Below are 19,010 nucleotides of genomic sequence, written 5' to 3'. Positions count from 1 at the left end.
CCCGTGATTGGGCCGCTAGAACTATTGTCAAGCGGTGCGAAGGACGTCATTTAACGTGTCGCGCCGCGGATTCCATTCGCTCATCAGCACGGCGCTCACGGGGACCGTACCTGTGGAAATGATAGTTATTTCGCTACAGGCCGTCTTACCCGAAACTCAGGATAACAGTTCTGACTCATTTTCCCCACCCGGTACACCCCCGCGTTTCCGACCCCGAATCCAACAAAGAGGCCGACCCCCTCTGTGGGTTTCGGCCTCTATTTGTGGCATCTTCTGCACAAACTGGACAATATGCTTATTACCTGCGGTTTTAGAAGCGCTTTGCAGCCTCTCAGCAGGTCAACAAGTTATTAACGAGCTATTCGTCCTTCATTGGTTGCACATAAGTGAGGTTAGATTGCGACATTCCCCACACTTCTGCACCGAGTGTCACCATCAGAGTGAGTACAACAGTGACGAAGAAAGTCATGTTGTCATAAAACTCAAGATTTCTAATAACAACCAGGACACCGATTAGTACGACAATCTTCAACAACCAGCCACCCAGTACAACGGCAAGCGTAACGGACGGCGAAGTTCGAGCAGTAAAGAGGATGCCTAGAACGGTAAGCAATACGAAGCTTCCGCTAATGCCCGCTCCAAGGAGTACGCCCCAGACACCGGGCATACCGTTTTTGCCACCCCAGACCAGCAGCGAAAGCACGGTAATCACAGCGAGCGCGATTGCGCCCGAGCGAGCAGCAGCCAGCAGCGGTCGCCGCGAATCATCGTATTTAGACTCGGGCTCCGGAGTTGTTTTTTCAGTCACGGTCGAAGATTGTACCTTCTGCGTCCACGTCGACGTCTTATAACCTGCCGGACCCCACTTCCACTTCTGGGACGCGCTCCCGTTGAACGGTCGTCGGCAAGCGCATTGCGACGGCGGAGGGTGAAGACAACCGCGATGATAAGCAGGATCCCGAAGGTGAGAGCGACAAATTCAAAGGGGAAAATGGTGGTGGCAACGGCGGCGTACGCGACGACCGACACCCATAGGTAAAGCACTAGCACCACGCGGCGATGACTGTGTCCCATCGACAGGAGGCGGTGGTGAATATGCATTTTGTCGGGTGAGAAAGGTGACTTGCCCTGGCTGACGCGGCGAACGACAGCGAGAAGTAGGTCTAGCATTGGCACGCTAATTGCTGCGATGACGACCACAACCGGCGAGATTAGAGCGATGACGTCAGCGGTGCCGTACATGGAGGGCGCGATGCGTCCCGACGCCGACACCGATGCCGCTGCGAGCAGCAAACCGATCATCATGGCACCGGAATCGCCCATGAAAATGCGTGCGGGCTCGAAGTTGTGAGGCAAGAAGCCCAGGCAAGCGCCGAGGAGACACGCGGAAATCATCGCTGGCGGATAGGCAGAGACGGTGCCACCTTGATCATGGAGCATGACCATCGAATAGACAAGGATTGCAGCTGCGGCGATCATGCCGAGTCCAGCTGCGAGACCATCGATGCCGTCAACAAAGTTGAAGGCGTTAATCAATGCCACAGTAAATAGGACAGTCAAGACTGTGGACATGATTGGATCGAGAATGAGAGTGGCGCCGCCACTGAAAGGGATATAGAGCAGATACCAATTGACGCCCATAAATGACATCAAAAGTGCCGCCGCGACCTGCCCCACCAACTTCGTAAGGGCATCTAAGTCAAAGAGGTCATCCCAAATACCGACGATTAGCAAGAGCGACGCGGCCGCCACAACTGCCCTCATATCTGGAGTCATAGGTGGAAAACCACGGTTGAGGGCCGGCATAACCGAGGCAAGGGCGATAGCTGCGACCACCCCAGAGTACATCGCCACGCCTCCGAGCCTGGGCTTCGGAATATCGTGGACATCGCGCGTGCGGGGCGCATCCAACCAGCCCGAGCGAACCAGCACAAAACGCACTACTCCAGTGAGCAAATAACTGACAGCAGCGGAAACTAAAACGAGCATGGCGAGCTCGCGGATGGGCACACCTGCCCCACCCGACTGGGCTGCCAATAAGCTCATGTCCGCCACTAGGTACTACTCACCCACACAATCGCTGCAGATATTAAACAGGAAAAACCTTAGGTAGCCAAGACTACTGCCCCAGCAGTCGCTCGGGCGTCGTACTCAAAACCTCAGCAACCGCCGCTGCTGACACAGCGCCTTCGCGCAGAATCCGCGGCACTGGAGTCGAGATATCGACAATCGTCGATGGGGTGCCAATCGTGGCTTCGCCGCCGTCGACGTAGACAGCCGCTTCCCCACCCAACATCTGCTTGGCACGCACGGCATTGGTGGCCGGTGCCTGGCCGGAGATGTTCGCACTGGACACGGCCATTGGACCGGTGCGGCGCAGAATCTCGATAGCAATTGGGTGCAGCGGCATGCGCAGCATGACCGTGCCCGCGGTATCACCAAGGTTCCACGGCAAGCTCGGCGCCTGGTTCACAACCAGCGACAGTCCGCCCGGCCAGAAAGCCTCCACCAGCGTGCGAGCAGCTGGCGAGTATTCGCGGACGAGCCCCTCAATCGTATTCCAGGAACCCACGAGCACCGGTACCGGCATATCCGGGCCGCGGTGCTTGGCACGCAGCAAGGAGGCAACGGCCTGGTTATCAAAGGCATCGCAGCCAAGGCCATAGACGGTATCGGTAGGCATAACGACCAGCCGCCCTGCCTTCACCGCATCTACTGCTGCTGCAATTGCGCGTTCGCGGTTTTCATCTGTGCTGCAGTCCATAATCCTGCTCATCAGATTTGTGCTCCTGCTTCAAAGTTTGCTTTTAAGATCAATTTTTGCGTCCCACCGTAAAACGGTCACGGCCTGCAAAGTCACGGTGGACCTCTACATCAGCGTAATCCCAGGTGTCCTTTAGCAGTGAACTGACATCGTCTCCTGAAGAGTCATCGTGCTCGATGCCGATGACTCCACCCGGCCGCACCAGCGCATCCACTAGGTTCATCATAGGTCGAATGACATCTAGCCCATCGTCGCCGCCGAAGACCGCAGAGTGCGGATCAGCTCTCACTTCGGGGTCAACTTCGGTGTCTTCGGGCACATATGGAGGGTTGGACACAACAATGTCGGTCTCGCCTACCCATTCTGCGAGCTCAGCGCCATCATCAATCAGCTGAACATCCGTGACATCGCCAGCAATCAGACGCACACGCCCATCGCCGTACGTCTCGATATTCTTCGCAGCCCACGCCCGTGCCCGCTCAGAGAGCTCCACAGCCACCACGTCCGCTTCGGGTACGGCATCGGCGATCGCCAACGCCAACGCACCGGATCCAGTACACAAGTCAACGATTTTCGGCTTGACGACGCCACTTGCGACCAGTTCACGGGCTCGATCGATTGCCCACTGCGCGAGCAGTTCCGTCTCCGGCCGGGGTACAAAAACACCGGGCCCGACCTGTAGTTCCAGGCTCATCATCGGCGCCGTACCGAGGATGTGCTGCAGTGGCTCACGAGCCACTCTGCGGGCCAGTATCTCGGCCAGATACTTGCGACCGTCCTCATCGGTGTACGGTTCGTCTCCGCGGAAGATAATGTCTGCCGATCCCGCATCGACTGCGGCTGCAAATAGCGCCCGTGCGTCGGCATCCGGAGAAGCCAGCGCCGCGTCGTCAAGCGTGCGACGCGCATAGCGAAACAGCTCGCCGAGAGTACGGACGGAATCCGGTAACGTCGGCGAGCTATTTTCTGCGGGCGTGGGGCTACTCGGCTTCAAGACGCTCAGCGCGCTCCGCGTCGTGGAGGGCCTTGAGCAGGTCATCCATGTCGCCGCCCAGCACCGAGTCCAGGTTGTGAGCCTTGTAACCGATGCGGTGATCGGAAACGCGGTTCTCCGGGAAGTTGTAAGTGCGGATGCGCTCGGAGCGATCCATGTTGCGCACCTGAGACTTACGCTGGTCAGAGGCAGCCTCGGCGATCTCCTCTTCCTTCATCTGCTGCAGTCGAGCAGCAAGGACCTGCATAGCGCGGGCCTTGTTCTGAATCTGCGAGCGTTCCTTCTGACAGGTAACAACGAGACCAGTCGGAAGGTGCGTCAGGCGAACGGCGGAGTCAGTCGTGTTAACACCCTGACCGCCCTTACCGGAGGAGCGGTAGACGTCGACACGCAGATCCTTTTCATCAATCTGGATGTCTTCGACCTCGTCGGGCTCCGGGTAGACCAGCACACCAGCGGCGGACGTTTGAATACGGCCCTGAGATTCGGTAACCGGCACGCGCTGCACGCGGTGGACGCCACCTTCAAACTTGAACACGCTCCACGCACCGTCGCGGGACGGAGTCTTGGCTCGGATGGACATAGTCATGTCCTTCACGCCGCCGAGATCAGACTCGGACAGACCGAGAATCTCGGTGGTAAAGCCGTGCTTTTCTGCATAGCGCTGGTACATGCGAGCGAGCTCACCTGCGAAGAGCGCAGCCTCCTCACCGCCGGCACCGGACTTGAGCTCCATAACGATGTCATCGCTGTCGTGCGGATCGCGCGGAGCCAGCAGGTCGGCGAGCTTCTCCTCGAGTTCCTCAGCCTCGGCAGCGAGACGCTCAGCCTCAGCTGCGAACTCGGAGTCCTCGTATGCCATCTCGCGAGCTGCCTCCAGGTCATCCTGGACCTCAGTCAGCTTCTTGTGAGTCTGAATGACCGGCTGCAGCTCATTGAAGCGCTTGCCGACCTTACGGGCAGCCTTCGGGTCGTTGTGCAGCTCGGGGTCAGCCAGCTGCGCCTCGAGCCCGTGGTATTCGGAGAGGATGTCGTCAACTGCGGAAACCTGATTAGCCATTGAATATTCCTTCAGATTGTGATGGGTGAAATGCTGGTTGGTGCTGTGGTTTGCGGCTAACCCCAGCTAAAGCATGTCGTCCACATCAACGTCGGCGGCCATTGGTGCAGAAGAAGCCACCTGCATCAGGAATTCCTTATTGTTCCGGGTCTTCTTCAGCTGCTTAATCAACAGGTCAATAGCAGCCTGCGACTCCAGCGCGGAGAGGATGCGGCGCAGCTTGTGCATAATGCGAGCCTCCTCCGTGCTGAGCAGCAGCTCATCCTTACGAGTACCCGACGGGTTGACATCCACTGCCGGGAACACGCGGCGCTCGGAGATTTTACGGTCGAGCTTCAGCTCGGCGTTACCGGTGCCCTTGAACTCCTCGAAGATAACAGTGTCGCCTGCGGAACCGGTCTCCACCATCGCGGTGGCGATGATGGTGAGGCTGCCGCCTTCTTCGATGTTTCGGGCAGCACCCAAGAAGCGCTTCGGTGGGTACAGAGCGTTGGAGTCCACACCACCGGAGAGGATTCGTCCCGATGCCGGCGAAGAGTTGTTGTACGCACGGCCAAGGCGGGTAATGGAGTCCAGCAGTACGACGACGTCCTGCCCCTGTTCCACCAGACGCTTTGCACGCTCAATAGCCAACTCGGCCACTGCCGTGTGATCTGACGGCGGGCGGTCGAAAGTGGAGGCAATGACCTCGCCACGGACACTGCGCTGCATGTCGGTGACTTCCTCCGGGCGCTCGTCGACAAGCACGACCATCATGTAGCACTCGGGGTTGTTCGTCGCGATAGCGTTCGCAATGTTCTGCAGGATCGTGGTCTTACCGGCCTTCGGCGGCGAAACGATGAGCGCACGCTGACCCTTACCAATCGGCATAATCAGGTCGATGACGCGAGTGGTGAGAATCTTCTGCTCGGTCTCCAGGCGCAGGCGGCGGTTCGGGTACAGCGGAGTGAGCTTAGCGAAATTCGGGCGCTGCTTTGCCTGCTCCGGATCGATGCCGTTTACGGTTTCAACCTTGACCAGCGGGTTGTACTTGCGGCGATTACGGCCGTTGCCATGAGTGACCTGGCCCGAGCCATTCTCGCGCGGCATGCGGACCTGACCGGTAACGGCGTCGCCCTTGCGCAGGCCGTACTTACGAACCATTTGCGCGGACACCAGCACATCGTTAGAGCCCGGCAGGTATCCGGACGTGCGCACGAATGCGGTCTTGTTATCTAGCACATCGACGATGCCAGCCACCGGCTGGAGAACGTCATCCTCGCGGATCTCGTCCTGACCGCCGTGTCCCCCACCGTTGTTATCGCGTCCGCGACGGTCGCGGCGATTGCGACGGTTGCGGCGGTTACGGTTGCCACGACCGTCATCGTCATGATTATTGCGGTCGTTATTGCGATTGTTGTTGCGACCGCGGCGGTTGTTGCGGTTGCCGCGGCCTTCATCGTCGTTGTCTCGATCGTGGTTGTTGCGATCGTTGCGGTTATTACGGTCGTTGCGATCACCGCGGTCATTACGATCATTACGATCGTTGCGATTGTCGTTACGCTCACTGCGGTCGTTGCCGTTATCGGAATCGTCGCGGCTATCGTTGCTGCGATCGTCCTGATTCTCCTGCTCGCGCTGACGAGCACGGTTACGGCGATTTCGACGCTGCTGAGAACGGGACATCTCCTCGCGACCATCCGCGTTGGCGTCGTCTCGCTTGTCGTTGCCCTTGTCGCTCTTGTCGGCGCTCTTACTGGAACCCTTATCCGCGCTTTCCGACGGCGATTCCTTGGCATCCTTCGCTTTGAAGCCGGTATCCGCAGCCCCAGCCGCAGCCTTCTTCGCGCGGGATTTCCGAGCTGGAGCGGAACCAGCAGCCGGGGCACCATTCTTAATGGCCTCAATCAGCTCATGCTTGCGCATGGCGGAGATGCCGCGAATGCCCTTGCTGGAAGCGATTTCACGCAGTTCTGCCATTCGGAGGGCCGCAAGATTCTCTGGGCCGCCTGCCGTGGCAGTGGTGTCCGTATCGGTCACGGATGTCCTTTCATCGACCTTCCCTGCAGTCACTCTCTACAGGGGGCTATGTCATTGACACTTTTTCGCTCTTACTGCCCGCCACCGCGTGTGCTCCGTCGTCGAACCTTTACCACGTGCGGAAAAGTAGCCGCAGCTGACGGGAAATTATCGAAAAAGCCAGGCAAAAGACCTCGACGTTGAAACTAAACCGAGGCATCTTGCCTACATTATTTCCGCATCTCAAACCCGAGCGTCCGGGCTGAAGATGGTTAGGAAATTCTAGGTCCACAGCACCGCAAGACTATGTAGTCGCACTACTGATTTGTGTGTTTTCAATGTCACGTTGCGCCATCGCGTTGTGTGAACAACTGCGAAGGTCAACGGCATGCGGAGTACATGAAGAAGTACGTATCTAGCCGCGTATTGAAAACGACCTATTGCCCAAGGATAGTCACCAAATAGTCAGGTAGCAACACTAGTTCTCACCTGCGTTTCGCTAGGTCGCGGGGCTGTGAGTCGGTACTGTAGAGCTCATGCGCAGTACGATGCCTCATATTCCTCTCAATATCGCTCAGATTGTGGAATACGGTCGCACCATTCACGGTCGGACTCCGGTGACCTCCTGGAACAGTGACGGACCTGAGACCACCACTTTTTCCGCCATCGCCGCGCGCGCTAGTGCGCTGGCACATGCACTTCGCGATGAGCTCGGCATCGACGGCGACCAGCGCATCGCCACCCTGATGTACAACTGCACCGAACACTTCGAGGTCTTCCTCGGCGTCGCCTCCATGGGCGCGGTATTCCAGCCGCTGAACAAGCAGCTCATGCCGGATCAGATTGTGCACATTATCAATCACGCCGATGACCAGGTCATTATCGCGGACCCGACCGAGATCGAACTGCTCGCCGAGGTTCTTCCCCACTGCCCGCACGTCCGCGCTGTCATCATTATCGGTATCGGTGATCTGTCCGACGTGGCTGAGCAACTGCCAGATGGCATCCCGTGGTACTCCTACGAATCGCTCATCGACGGACGCCCCAGCCGCTTCGACTGGCCTGAGCTCGACGAAAGCTCCGGTGCAGCCATGTGCTATTCGACGGGCACCGAAGGCGCACCTAAAGGTGTCGTCTACAGCCACCGTTCGCTGTACTTGCACAGCCTGAATATGCGCACCACTGACTCCTTTGCAATTTCGCATGGAAACCCATGGCTTTGCTGTGTGCCCATTTATCACGTCCTGTCCTGGGGCGTGCCGCTGGCCTCCTTCATGTGCGGGGCGTCGCTAATCTTCCCCGGCGCGGACCTGTCCGCACCACGTCTGGCAGAAATCATCGAAACCTCAATGCCGCGCGTAGCTCAGGGCGTGCCGACGCTGTGGATTAACCTCATGGCGCACTACCTCAGCAATCCTCCGAAGCGCATGAGCCTGCAGGAGATTTTCTCGGGCGGTTCCCCTGTCCCGCCTGCACTGATTCGGCTCTGGGAAGAGCGCTACGGTGTCGACGTCATCCACTTCTGGGGCATGACCGAGACTTCGCCTATCGGTACCGTGGCACGTCCTCCGTACGGCGCCTCCGGTGAGGCCCGCGAACGCTACCGTGTCAGCCAAGGGCGCTTCCCGGACATCATGCAGTTCCGCATTGTTGATGACAACGACCGCGTGCTCGACCTGCATGACCGCAACCAGGGTGAGCTGCAGGTGCGCGGCAACACGGTCACCGGAGGCTACTACAGTTCTCCGGAGGCTCAAGATGGAGGCACCGCGCACTTCTTCCGCGGTGCGGAGGTCGACGAGGCTAGCGAACAGTTCACCGAGGACGGGTGGCTCCGCACTGGCGATGTCGGCTCGATTACTCACGACGGCTATCTGACTATTCATGACCGTGCTCGCGATGTCATTCGTTCCGGTGGCGAGTGGATCTACTCTGCTCAGCTGGAGAACTTCGTAATGGAAAGCCCACAGGTACTCGAGTGCGCGATTATCGGCATGCCAGATAAAAAGTGGGGTGAGCGCCCACTGGCCATTACGGTGCTGATGCCGGAAGTTGAACCAAGCAAGGAGACCGCTGAAATGCTCCGCGATGAGCTGCGGCCAAAGCTACCAAAGTGGATGTTGCCGGAGTACTGGGCCTTCGTGGACTCAATCGATAAGACCTCAGTGGGCAAGTTCGACAAGAAAGACCTGCGCTCGCACTTGAGCGCAGGTCAGTACAGCATCGTGAAACTGAAGGGGCCGGGCGAAAAGTAGGTGGCAGGCTAAGCCACTGGCTCGGCACCTGGCCGCAGCGGCGGCTTAGCCGTCGACCACGACCTTAACCGGCTCGCCGATTCCCAGCTCCATGACCTTGATGCCAGCCTCGCGGGCATCGTCCAAGATCTTCTCATCCACTGCAGTAGTTCCCAGAACCATACAGGTCGGGCCAGCACCCGAGAGAAATGCTGCGTAGCCACGGTTGCGCAGGCGGTTGACCCACTCTGCGGTCACCGGCAGCACGTCGGAGCGGTACGGCTGGTGCAGGCGATCTCGCGTTCCCTCCCACAGCAGTTCCGGGTGGGACTGCAGCGCTGCGGTCATAACCGCAGTACGGGAGACATTGAAACGAGCGTCGACATGCGAAACATCGCTCGGCAGCACCTGACGGACTGCATTCGTGGAGGCGTGGAATGCCGGTACGAGTGCGGTAGCCTGAATGGACTCATGCACCGGAATGCTCACTGCTCGGTACTGAGGTGCGGTGCGACCATCGACAGGCTTGTCGGTCCAGCTGACCACTGCCCCGCCGAGAACGGATGCGCCGGCATTATCCGGGTGGCCCTCGAAGACCGAGGATTCCTGGATTACCTGGTCGTCGGTAAGCGGGAAGCCCGCCAGACCGTTAGCGGCAGCGACACCAGCAACAGCGGCGGCTGCGGAAGAGCCCAGACCGCGCGACTGCGGAATGGTGTTGTGGCAAATAACCTTCAGCCCCGGTGCCTCGACTCCTGCAGCGCGAAGGCCCGCGCGAATCGCGCGCACAACCAGATTAGATTCGTTGCGCGGCAGGTCAACTTCGCCCTCGCCGTGAATTTCAACGACGACACCGGACTCGATGACCTCGACCTCGACGATGTCGTAGAGCGCAACTGCCAACCCCAGGGTGTCGAAGCCCGGGCCCAAGTTCGCTGACGAACCTGCAACAGTGACGGTGACCTTCTGACCCGGGAAAAGCTCCTGTGCCATTTAGATATCCATTCCTTCGATACGAATGACGTTGTTGACGGCCAAAACCGCGTCGTTGGCGCGCAATTCGTCAACCGTTGCTTCCAAATCCTTCTCCAGTGCCTTGTGGGTCACGATGACCAGGCGAGCGCCGTTGGCGCCCTCTTCCTGGCGGACGGTGCGCAGGGAGATGTTGTGATCAGAGAAGGTACGAGCGACATCGGCAAGCACTCCGACACGATCGTCGACGTGCAGGTCGATGTGGTAGCGGGTGCGAACGTCACCGAAGTCGAGAATCGGCAGGTTAGCGTAGGTGGAATCTCCCGGTGCGCGACCACCGTGGACAATGTTGCGAGCAGCTGCAACGAGGTCACCGAGCACTGCGGAGGCGGTCGGATTACCACCAGCGCCGTTGCCGTAGAACATCAGGCGACCAGCGGCCTCGGCCTCAATGAAGACAGCGTTGAAGGACTCACGCACAGTTGCCAGCGGGTGACGACGTGGAATCAGCGCTGGGTACACGCGGGCGGAAATGGACTCCTTGCCATTTTCGTCCGTAACCCGCTCACAGGTAGCCAGCAGCTTAATGGTGCAGTCTGCGCTCTTGGCAGCTGCGATGTCGTCAGCGGTGATCTCGGTAATGCCCTCGCAGTGAACGTCATCAGCAGTCACGCGGGTGTGGAATGCCAGGCTGGCCAGAATAGCTGCCTTGGAAGCGGCATCGTGGCCCTCGACGTCTGCAGTCGGGTCGGCCTCGGCGTAACCCAGGCGGGTGGCCTCTGCCAGCATCTCGTCGTAGTCCGCACCGGTGGAGTCCATCGCATCAAGGATGAAGTTGGTAGTGCCGTTGACAATGCCCATGACCTTATTGACAGTGTCACCGGCCAGCGAACGACGGAGCGGACCGACGACCGGGATAGCTGCCGCCACAGCTGCCTCAAAGAACAGGTCGACACCCGAGGAATCGGCAGCCTCAGAGAGCTCCTCACCGTGTGCGGCGACGAGTGCCTTGTTGGCGGTCACGACCGACTTGCCGGCACGCAGTGCCTCCAGCACAACGCGACGTGGGTAATCAATGCCGCCGATGACCTCGACTACCAGGTCAACGTCATCGCGCTGAACCAGCGAAAAAGCATCATCGGTAAGAAGATCCTGATCCACATTCGGACGCGGCTTGGTCTTGTCGCTCACAGCAATACCAACGACCTCGACCGGGCCGCCGATGCGGCGCTCGAAGTCCTCAGCCTTCTCGTTGAGCAGGCGGTAAACCTCAGTACCGACTGTGCCAAGACCTAAAATAGCGACACCAACTTTGTGGCCCTCGCCCTTTCCAGGATTATTCGTTGCGGCAGTCATCGTGGCGTTTCACACTCCAGGCTTAGTAAGTCTTGTACGGTTTCTCGTCTTAATATTTGGGTCACTTGACCATCGCATACCGACACTACTGGTGGTCGCGTCAGCATGTTGTAGCGGCTGGCCATTGCGTAACAGTATGCCCCAGTAGCAGCGAGCGCGAACAGATCACCCTCGACAATGTCGTTCGGGTAGTTCGCATCGTTAATCAGAATGTCTCCCGATTCACAGTGCTTTCCGACGACGCGGGTGGGAATCCTGGAACCGGACACCTCGCGATTAACGACGCGACCATCATAGTTCGAGCCGTAAAGCGCCGGACGAATATTGTCGCTCATGCCGCCATCGACCGATACGTAACGACGGGTCATGCCATCATCGATGGTCACATCCTTCAAAGTGCCCACTTCGTACACCGTGACCATGGACGGGCCAACGATGGCACGACCTGGTTCAACAGCCACTGCCGGAGTCGCAATGCCGATACGCTGCGCAAGCTTGTCTACGGCAGTGAGGATCTCGTCGGCAAGCGGAGCAACGTCGAGGGGCTGCTCGCCTGCGGTGTAGGCGATCCCGAAACCGCCACCGAGGTCGAGAGTGTTGAAGTGTTCCGAGATTTCAGTGCCGTGGCGTTCGACCAGCTTTTCCACCAGTGAGAACACGCGCTCGGCGGCGAGAATGAAACCGTCGGAATCGACAATCTGGGAGCCGATGTGGCAGTGCAGACCAACCAGGCGCAGATTGTCGTCCTCTTCTACGAGGTTGGCAGCTTCCAGCGCAGAACCAGACGCGAGGGAAAAGCCGAACTTCTGATCTTCATGCGCAGTAGCAATGAACTCGTGGGTGTGCGCTTCCACACCGGGCTTCACGCGAACGAGCACGTCCTGCACCACGCCTCTTTCAGCCGCCACCTGGGACAGGCGACGCAGCTCCGAACGGGAGTCAAGCACAATCTTGCCCACGCCAGCGGAGATAGCATCACGCAGCTCAGCGGTGGACTTGTTGTTGCCGTGGAAGGTCATGTCCTTGGCTGGGAAACCCGCCGCCAGAGCGATAGCCATCTCGTTGCCCGAGGCGACATCGAGATGCAGCCCCTCCTCCATTACCCAGCGGGCAATGGTCTTCGACAGGAAAGCCTTGGATGCGTAGTGGACATTCTCCGCGCCGCGGAAGGCCTTGGCCATCGAGCGGCAGCGGGAGCGGAAGTCCTGCTCATCGACGACAAAAACCGGAGTGCCAAATTCCTTGGCAATGTCGACCAGGCTCACGCCGCCAATTTCCACCGAGCCGGAGCTTTCTTCGTCATCGCCCCGACGACGGGCGGTAGTTGGCCAGACATGCGCTGGTAGTTCATTAAATTGGGTGGAATCGGGTCGGGTGTAGCCACCCAGTTCGAAACCATTGCCGTCGATAGGCACGAAACAGCTCTCTTTCTCCGTTACCCGGGCGGAGCAACGGGGTGTAGTTTTACGGGCGCGTTCGACTACATGCGCTCAGGTGCGGTAACACCGAGCAGCTGCAGAGCATTGGCCAGCGTCTGGCGGGTAGCCTCAGCCAGGCCGAGACGAGCACGGTGTAGCTCGGATACCTCCTCGTCTGCCTTTGGCAGAATCTGGCAGGTGTCGTAGAAGCGGTGGAAGACACCGGCGAGCTGCTCAGAGTAACGGGCAATGCGGTGTGGTTCCCGCAGGTCAGCAGCAGACTTGATGATGGCCGGGAACTCACCGATAGTGCGGATGAGCTCACCTTCACGGTCCTCTACCAGCAGGGAGAAGTCAGCGCCTTCACTGGTCACACCGGCCTCTTCGGCACGGCGACCGATTGAGCACAGACGAGCGTGACCGTACTGGACGTAGTAGACCGGGTTGTCGCTGGACTGCGAAGCCCACAGCCCCAGGTCGATATCCAGGCTGGAGTCCACGGAGGAACGGATTAGCGAGTAGCGAGCAGCATCGACGCCGATTGCCTCAACCAGGTCGTCCAAGGTGACCACTGTGCCCGCACGCTTGGACATCCGGACAGCCTTGCCGTCGCGAAGCAAGTTGACCATCTGACCGATGAGCACCTCGACGCCATCGGCGTTGTAGCCGAGCGCTGCAGCGGCCGCGCGCAGACGCGCGATGTAGCCGTGGTGATCGGCACCCAGCATGTAGATGCACAGGTTGTGGCCGCGGTCGAACTTGTTCTTAACGTATGCGATGTCACCTGCGATGTAGGCTGCGTCGCCGTCGGATTTGATGACCACGCGGTCCTTGTCGTCACCGTAATCGGTGGACTTCAGCCACCATGCGCCGTCAGCTTCGTAGAGCTTGCCGTTTTCCTTCAGGGAATTGACAGCTGCTTCCACCTGACCGGACTCGAACAGCGAGTTTTCGTGGAAGTAAACGTCGAAATCGGTGCCGAACTCGTGCAGAGACTTCTTGATGTGCTCGAACATCATGTCCACGCCGATGGCGCGGAAGTGCTCCTGGACCTCTTCCTCAGAGCCCTCGAGTGCCTGCGGGTTCTTCTCCAGCACAGCAGCGGCGATGTCCTGGATGTACTCTCCGCCGTAGCCATCTTCCGGAGTCGGCTCGTTGCGAGCGGCTGCAACCAAGGAGTCGGAGAAGCGGTCAATCTGGCGACCGTGGTCATTGAAGTAGTACTCGCGGGTGACCTTGGCACCGGTGGCAGACAGGACACGACCGAGAGCGTCACCGACTGCTGCCCAGCGAGTACCACCCAGGTGAATCGGCCCGGTCGGATTTGCGGAGACAAACTCCAGGTTCACGTCGAGGTTGGAGTTGAAGTCGGCATGACCCCACTTCTCCCCCGCTGCCAGGACGTCCTCGACGATCTTGCCCTGGGCATCGGAGGCCAGGCGGATGTTAATAAAGCCCGGGCCTGCGATGGTTGCTTCATCGATGCCCTCAGAAGCGCCGAGCGCTGTGGCAATTTCAGTTGCCAAGTCACGCGGCACCATGCCGACGCGCTTGCCCAGCTGCATGGCGATATTGGTTGCGTAGTCGCCGTGCTCAGGGTTACGCGGACGCTCGACGGTCGGGTTTTCCGGCACGATAGAGACATCGGCATCGTGGGCAGTCAAAACCTCGACGGTGACTTTTCGGACTAGTACAGCAAGATCAGCAGGATTCACGATTGCCTATCCTATTAGGTCAATCGCAGTCGTGGAAACATCAGCCACCAAAAGATTGTTTTGAGGGGTATCTGCAGGCCACCGCGTCCGGCTGTCCTACACCGCTTTCACAATCCAGCCGAATTCAGGTTGAGAACAGATTTAATCCGGGTCTAGGCGTAGCATTCAGGTAGGAAATTATTGCCTTACCCCTCAACCCATTTTGGAGCGACCGTGAAAGTAGCACTTTTCGCGACCTGCATCGGGGACATGATGTTTCCAGATGCAGTGAGTGCGACCGCCAGAGTTCTCACGCGCCTAGGATGCGATGTGGTCTTTCCGCCACAACAAACATGCTGCGGCCAAATGCACGTCAACACCGGGTACCAAAAGGAAGTCCTTCCTCAGCTGGACACCTACGCTGATGCTTTTGCAGATTCCTCGATTGACTACGTTGTCGCCCCGTCCGGTTCCTGCGCCGGCGCCGTTCGCCACCAGCATCCGATGATCGCGGGCCGCTACGGTACCCGTGCCCAAGTCCATGCGGCACAGGCCTGCGCGAACAAGACGCTGGATCTCTCCGAGTTCATCACCGATGTCGCTGGTGTGACTGATGTCGGTGCTTACTTCCCCCACTCAGTGACCTACCACTCCACCTGCCACAGCTTGCGGGTGCTCAAGGTGGGTGACCGTCCGTGGCGGCTGCTCAGCGCAGTCGATGGAATCGATCTGCGCGAGCTGCCCGGCGCGGCGGAGTGCTGCGGTTTCGGCGGCACCTTCGCGGTGAAAAATGCGGAGACTTCCGCTGCAATGGTTGCCGACAAGACAGCCAATATCCGCGCTACGGAAGCGGAGTTCGTCACCGCTGGCGATGCTTCCTGCTTGCTCAATATCGGTGGCGCGCTGCGTCGCCAGGACTCTGGCGTGCACGCCATCCATATGGCCGAGATTCTGGCCTCCACCAAGGAGACCCCGTTTGATGTGCACAACCGCCAAGAAGCTTCCCTGCGAGGTGAACAGTAATGGTCGCAGTTAACGTCGGCATGCCAGCCCTTCCTCCCCGCGCGCCGCACAACGTCGGGCATCTGCGCGGTACGCGCGGGTTCACGGCCGCAGCGCACGAGGAGCTCAAGAACACTCGCATGCGCGAAAATGTCGGTCATGCCACGCGTTCGATTCGTCAGAAGCGCGCGCATGTCGTAGCCGAGAAGAATGACTGGGAGCAGCTGCGGCTCGCGGGCAGCCACATCAAGCGCGATGTTATGGCGCGTCTGCCGGAACTGCTGGAGCAGTTTGAAGAGTCAGTTACGAATGCCGGCGGTCACGTCCACTGGGCGCGCGATGCCGCCGAGGCAAACCGCATCATCACGGACTTGGTGAAAGAGACCGGCGAAGAAAAGGTCGTCAAGATTAAGTCGATGGCCACACAGGAAATCGGCTTGAACCAAGCACTTGCCGACGCCGGCATCACCGCCCGCGAAACCGACTTGGCGGAACTCATCGTTCAGCTTGCCGACGACATGCCGAGCCACATCCTGGTTCCTGCTATCCACCGCAATCGCGAAGATATCCGCGAGATCTTCCTCAATGGAATCCCAGGAGTCGACCCGGACCTGAAAGCCAATCCGGCCGATCTCGCCGAGGCATCCCGCAAGTTCCTGCGCGAGCAGTTTATGGAGGCCAAGGTTGCGATTTCCGGCGCCAACTTCGGTGTGGCCGAAACCGGCACGGTAGCCGTCGTCGAATCTGAGGGCAACGGCCGTATGTGCCTCACACTGCCGGAAACACTGATTTCGGTGATGGGTATTGAGAAGCTGCTTCCCACCTTCCAGGATCTGGAAGTCTTCTTGCAGCTACTACCACGGTCGTCGACAGGCGAGCGTATGAATCCCTACACCTCTCTGTGGACGGGAACGACCGACGGCGACGGCCCGAAGAATTTCCACATTGTGTTGCTGGACAATGGGCGCTCGGCCACTCTTGCAGATCCGATTGGGCGTGAAGCGCTGAAGTGCATTCGCTGCTCGGCATGCCTGAATATCTGCCCTGTTTATGAACACGTGGGCGGGCACGCTTACGGTTCGGTCTACCCGGGCCCGATTGGTGCGATTTTGTCCCCGCAGCTCACTGGCATGGATTCCTACGATGATCCGAATGCTTCGCTGCCCTATGCGTCTTCGCTGTGCGGGGCTTGCTTTGAGGTCTGCCCGGTGCGAATTGACATCCCTGCGGCACTGCTGGAGCTGCGTCACCGTAAGGTCACGGAGCACCGCCCGCCGGTGGAGGGCAAGCTGTTTGCCACGCTCGGGTTCATCATGGGCAATCAGAAGCTCTGGAACATGAGCGCAAAGATGGCCTCCCTCGCCCGCGTACTCGGTTTGAAGGACGGCGAGATTCACGCCCTGCCGCTCTTCCTCAGCGGGTGGTCGGATGCGCGTGATACCCCAGTTCCGCCGAAGAAGCCGTTCCGCTCACTGTGGGGTTCGAAGGATTTCTCGGCGCAGCTGACCCGCGAATCGACCAATCAGGTTCCGACGAAGATTAATGGGCTATCGGGTTCTGATCAATCTGACTCGTCCGACACATCCGGCAAGGAGGCCTAGCGATGTCCCACTCCTCAGCATCCGCAAACATTGCCAAGAGCGAAATCCTCGAGCGTATCCGCAATGCTCAGAAAATCGCCTTCGAAGGCCGTGACTTGGCCTCTGACGTGGGCATCATCCCTGGCGAGCCCGGCGCGCATTTCGACATCCCCCGCGACTACGAGCGCTCCTCCGACCTGACGGCCAAAGAGATCATCTCGCTTGCCGACGAACGCATCGCCGATTACAAGGCCGACGTGCGCCACTGTGGCAGCTCGGCAACCGACATCAATGAGGCTGTGAAGAAGGCAATTGCTGATGTCGGGGCCTCGTTGATTGGTATTCCCGAAGGTCTAGACCGCGAGTGGGTTGCGGGGTTGGAGTCTGGTGGAGGTAAGGCCACCACCGAGATTCGCATCGACACCGGTTTCACCGCCAAAGAGCTGGACGAGCTCGATGCGATTGTCACCAGCTCTGCTGTCACCTGCGCCGAGACCGGCACCATTTTCCTGGACGGTTCGGCCACTTCTGGCCGCCGCGCGCTGACCTTGGTGCCGGATATTCACATCTGCGTTGTCCCTGCTTCCACGGTCGTCTACGGCATCCCGGAGGCAATTTCCCGTCTACGCGAGAGTGATCCCACCGCTCCGATCACCATGATTTCGGGGCCTTCTGCGACCTCGGACATCGAGCTTGCCCGAGTCGAAGGTGTCCACGGGCCGCGCACGCTGATTGTGATTATTGCTGAATAGAGACAGTCGGGTCGGTCCTTGGCTAGCATTTTTGATTGACACGCCAACATTTTGTTGTGGATGATGAATTTAGCTAGCCAAAGGAGCCTGTCATGAGCGCAATCATTCAAAAATTCTCCGTAGCCGATAATCCGCAGCTTCCAGGTATGGACCCATTCCTGTTTGCCGTCCACCACTATGACCTATATCCACAGGCCAAGGGCCAAACTATGGCTCCCGATGCCTCTCTACTCGGCCGTAATATCGGCATGGACTTTTCCGGCAAGGACGGCTGGTCCATGTACCACGGCACAACCGTCCCCGGCTTCCCCTCCCACCCACACCGCGGCTTTGAAACTATCTCGATTGTCGAGGAAGGTTACGTCGACCACACCGACTCCGAAGGTGCACAGGCTCGTTACGGCGATGGCGACACTCAGTGGCTGACCACCGGCGCAGGCACTGCGCATGCTGAAATGTTCCCGCTTCTGCATAACGACGGCCCCAATCCTCACCACATGTTTCAGATTTGGCTGAACCTGCCGCCCGAAGGCAAGGGGGCAAAGCCGCACTTCCAGATGTTCTGGGCAGAAGACACTCCGCATGTCACCGGCACTGATGACAATGGCCACGGCTACGACATAAAGGTCATCGCGGGCGCATTCGGCGATACTCAGCCGCTTGCTCCACCACCGGAATCCTGGGCCGCTGCACCAGATTCCGATGTAGCCGTGTGGGTGCTGCGTTTGCAGCCGAACGCACAGCTAACGTTGCCACCAACCAAACATGCCGAGACAATTCGGACTCTCTACTCTCTACGCGGCAGCCTCACTATCGAGGGCGAAACGCTGGTGCAAGAGGGCGCAGTGCTGCGCTCAACCGAGGCACTGGACATTTCTGCAGGTGACGAGGGGGCCTTCGCGCTCATGCTCCAAGGCCGACCAATTGGCGCTCCCGTGTATCAGCATGGCCCGTTTGTCGCGAATAGCCGCGAAGAGCTCGTTGAGGCATTCGATGCCTACCAGCGTGGCGAGTTCGGCGCATGGCGGTTTGATTCCAACGATCCGGTTGCACCCTTTGAAGAGGGGCGCTTTGCCCGCTATCCGGACGGTACGGTTCGTCGCCCGGTCAATTAACCGGGATCCCCCGACGGGCTGCACATGTGAAACTGTGTGAGTTTATGACACTTTCAGGCCATTTTTTTGGG

The 19,010-nt window shown here is 59.0% G+C and carries 15 protein-coding genes; 5 read left to right on the top strand and 10 right to left on the bottom strand.

All coding sequences use genetic code 11. The annotated features are described in order from the left end of the window. Positions 1 to 358: 358 nt before the first annotated feature. The 6 genes from HMPREF2820_RS08920 to rho form a co-directional block, all read right to left on the bottom strand. Positions 359 to 808, bottom strand: coding sequence for a Cg1360 family ATP-synthase-associated protein (locus tag HMPREF2820_RS08920; protein WP_005509564.1), 450 nt, complete (start codon positions 806 to 808; stop codon positions 359 to 361). Beyond that, entirely contained in the window at positions 805 to 2,037 is a 1,233-nt protein-coding gene (locus HMPREF2820_RS08915; protein ID WP_246822263.1) for a glycosyltransferase family 4 protein, read from the bottom strand. The genes HMPREF2820_RS08920 and HMPREF2820_RS08915 overlap by 4 nt, the downstream gene beginning before the upstream one ends. An 82-nt stretch (positions 2,038 to 2,119) precedes the next feature. Next, on the bottom strand, positions 2,120 to 2,776 hold the full coding sequence (locus HMPREF2820_RS08910) for an L-threonylcarbamoyladenylate synthase (protein WP_005509411.1): 657 nt from the start codon (positions 2,774 to 2,776) through the stop codon (positions 2,120 to 2,122). A gap of 37 nt (positions 2,777 to 2,813) precedes the next feature. After that, on the bottom strand, positions 2,814 to 3,758 hold the full coding sequence (gene prmC, locus HMPREF2820_RS08905) for a peptide chain release factor N(5)-glutamine methyltransferase (protein ID WP_049172049.1): 945 nt from the start codon (positions 3,756 to 3,758) through the stop codon (positions 2,814 to 2,816). Beyond that, positions 3,745 to 4,818: a peptide chain release factor 1 gene (gene prfA, locus HMPREF2820_RS08900; protein ID WP_005509382.1), complete on the bottom strand. Its 1,074-nt coding sequence runs from the start codon at positions 4,816 to 4,818 to the stop codon at positions 3,745 to 3,747. Before prfA ends, prmC begins: the two co-directional genes overlap by 14 nt. A gap of 66 nt (positions 4,819 to 4,884) precedes the next feature. Further along, the gene (gene rho, locus HMPREF2820_RS08895) at positions 4,885 to 6,837 is read right to left on the bottom strand and encodes a transcription termination factor Rho (protein WP_070603730.1); all 1,953 of its coding nucleotides are present in this window, start codon (positions 6,835 to 6,837) and stop codon (positions 4,885 to 4,887) included. 515 nt (positions 6,838 to 7,352) lie between these two features. Here rho and HMPREF2820_RS08890 point away from each other — a divergent pair. Beyond that, on the top strand, positions 7,353 to 9,071 hold the full coding sequence (locus HMPREF2820_RS08890; protein WP_042388601.1) for a long-chain fatty-acid--CoA ligase: 1,719 nt from the start codon (positions 7,353 to 7,355) through the stop codon (positions 9,069 to 9,071). A 45-nt stretch (positions 9,072 to 9,116) separates the two neighbouring features. On the opposite strand, the gene thrB is transcribed toward HMPREF2820_RS08890, so the two are convergent. The 4 genes from thrB to argS all read right to left on the bottom strand — a co-directional run bounded on the left by thrB (position 9,117) and on the right by argS (position 14,511). Beyond that, positions 9,117 to 10,043 carry a homoserine kinase gene (thrB, locus tag HMPREF2820_RS08885; RefSeq protein WP_005509404.1) on the bottom strand — a complete coding sequence of 309 codons (927 nt, stop codon included), beginning with the start codon at positions 10,041 to 10,043 and terminating at the stop codon, positions 9,117 to 9,119. Next, positions 10,044 to 11,378: a homoserine dehydrogenase gene (locus HMPREF2820_RS08880; protein ID WP_016422448.1), complete on the bottom strand. Its 1,335-nt coding sequence runs from the start codon at positions 11,376 to 11,378 to the stop codon at positions 10,044 to 10,046. Then, positions 11,375 to 12,793, bottom strand: a complete 1,419-nt coding sequence (gene lysA, locus HMPREF2820_RS08875) for a diaminopimelate decarboxylase (protein WP_070603728.1) — start codon at positions 12,791 to 12,793, stop codon at positions 11,375 to 11,377. The genes HMPREF2820_RS08880 and lysA overlap by 4 nt, the downstream gene beginning before the upstream one ends. A 65-nt stretch (positions 12,794 to 12,858) precedes the next feature. After that, entirely contained in the window at positions 12,859 to 14,511 is a 1,653-nt protein-coding gene (gene argS, locus HMPREF2820_RS08870) for an arginine--tRNA ligase (protein WP_049172039.1), read from the bottom strand. Between the two features lie 213 nt (positions 14,512 to 14,724). Between argS and HMPREF2820_RS08865 the strand changes: the two genes are divergently transcribed. The 4 genes from HMPREF2820_RS08865 (at position 14,725) to HMPREF2820_RS08850 (ending at position 18,939) form a co-directional block, all read left to right on the top strand. Then, positions 14,725 to 15,513, top strand: a complete 789-nt coding sequence (locus HMPREF2820_RS08865) for a (Fe-S)-binding protein (RefSeq protein ID WP_070595721.1) — start codon at positions 14,725 to 14,727, stop codon at positions 15,511 to 15,513. Then, positions 15,513 to 17,093, top strand: a complete 1,581-nt coding sequence (locus HMPREF2820_RS08860; protein ID WP_070603726.1) for a LutB/LldF family L-lactate oxidation iron-sulfur protein — start codon at positions 15,513 to 15,515, stop codon at positions 17,091 to 17,093. Before HMPREF2820_RS08865 ends, HMPREF2820_RS08860 begins: the two co-directional genes overlap by 1 nt. Positions 17,094 to 17,095: 2 nt before the next feature. Next, the gene (locus HMPREF2820_RS08855) at positions 17,096 to 17,824 is read left to right on the top strand and encodes a LutC/YkgG family protein (protein ID WP_083308470.1); all 729 of its coding nucleotides are present in this window, start codon (positions 17,096 to 17,098) and stop codon (positions 17,822 to 17,824) included. Positions 17,825 to 17,916: 92 nt separating this feature from the next. After that, a complete protein-coding gene (locus HMPREF2820_RS08850; RefSeq protein WP_070603725.1) occupies positions 17,917 to 18,939 on the top strand; it encodes a pirin family protein in 1,023 nt (340 codons plus the stop codon). Positions 18,940 to 19,010: the final 71 nt, after the last annotated feature.

Source organism: Corynebacterium sp. HMSC064E08 (assembly GCF_001811805.1).
GTDB classification, from domain to species: domain Bacteria; phylum Actinomycetota; class Actinomycetes; order Mycobacteriales; family Mycobacteriaceae; genus Corynebacterium; species Corynebacterium jeikeium_D.
Note: the sequence above shows the minus strand (reverse complement) of the source record. Positions and strands in the feature narration are given on the sequence as shown.

Excerpts from the sequence above, each read along its gene's own strand:
- HMPREF2820_RS08910 (WP_005509411.1), bottom strand. The coding sequence starts at position 2,776 with ATGAGCAGGATTATGGACTGCAGCACAGATGAAAACCGCGAACGCGCA.
- prfA (WP_005509382.1), bottom strand. The coding sequence starts at position 4,818 with ATGGCTAATCAGGTTTCCGCAGTTGACGACATCCTCTCCGAATACCAC.
- HMPREF2820_RS08890 (WP_042388601.1), top strand. The coding sequence starts at position 7,353 with ATGCGCAGTACGATGCCTCATATTCCTCTCAATATCGCTCAGATTGTG.
- thrB (WP_005509404.1), bottom strand. The coding sequence starts at position 10,043 with ATGGCACAGGAGCTTTTCCCGGGTCAGAAGGTCACCGTCACTGTTGCA.
- HMPREF2820_RS08880 (WP_016422448.1), bottom strand. The coding sequence starts at position 11,378 with ATGACTGCCGCAACGAATAATCCTGGAAAGGGCGAGGGCCACAAAGTT.
- HMPREF2820_RS08860 (WP_070603726.1), top strand. The coding sequence starts at position 15,513 with ATGGTCGCAGTTAACGTCGGCATGCCAGCCCTTCCTCCCCGCGCGCCG.
- HMPREF2820_RS08855 (WP_083308470.1), top strand. The coding sequence starts at position 17,096 with ATGTCCCACTCCTCAGCATCCGCAAACATTGCCAAGAGCGAAATCCTC.
- HMPREF2820_RS08850 (WP_070603725.1), top strand. The coding sequence starts at position 17,917 with ATGAGCGCAATCATTCAAAAATTCTCCGTAGCCGATAATCCGCAGCTT.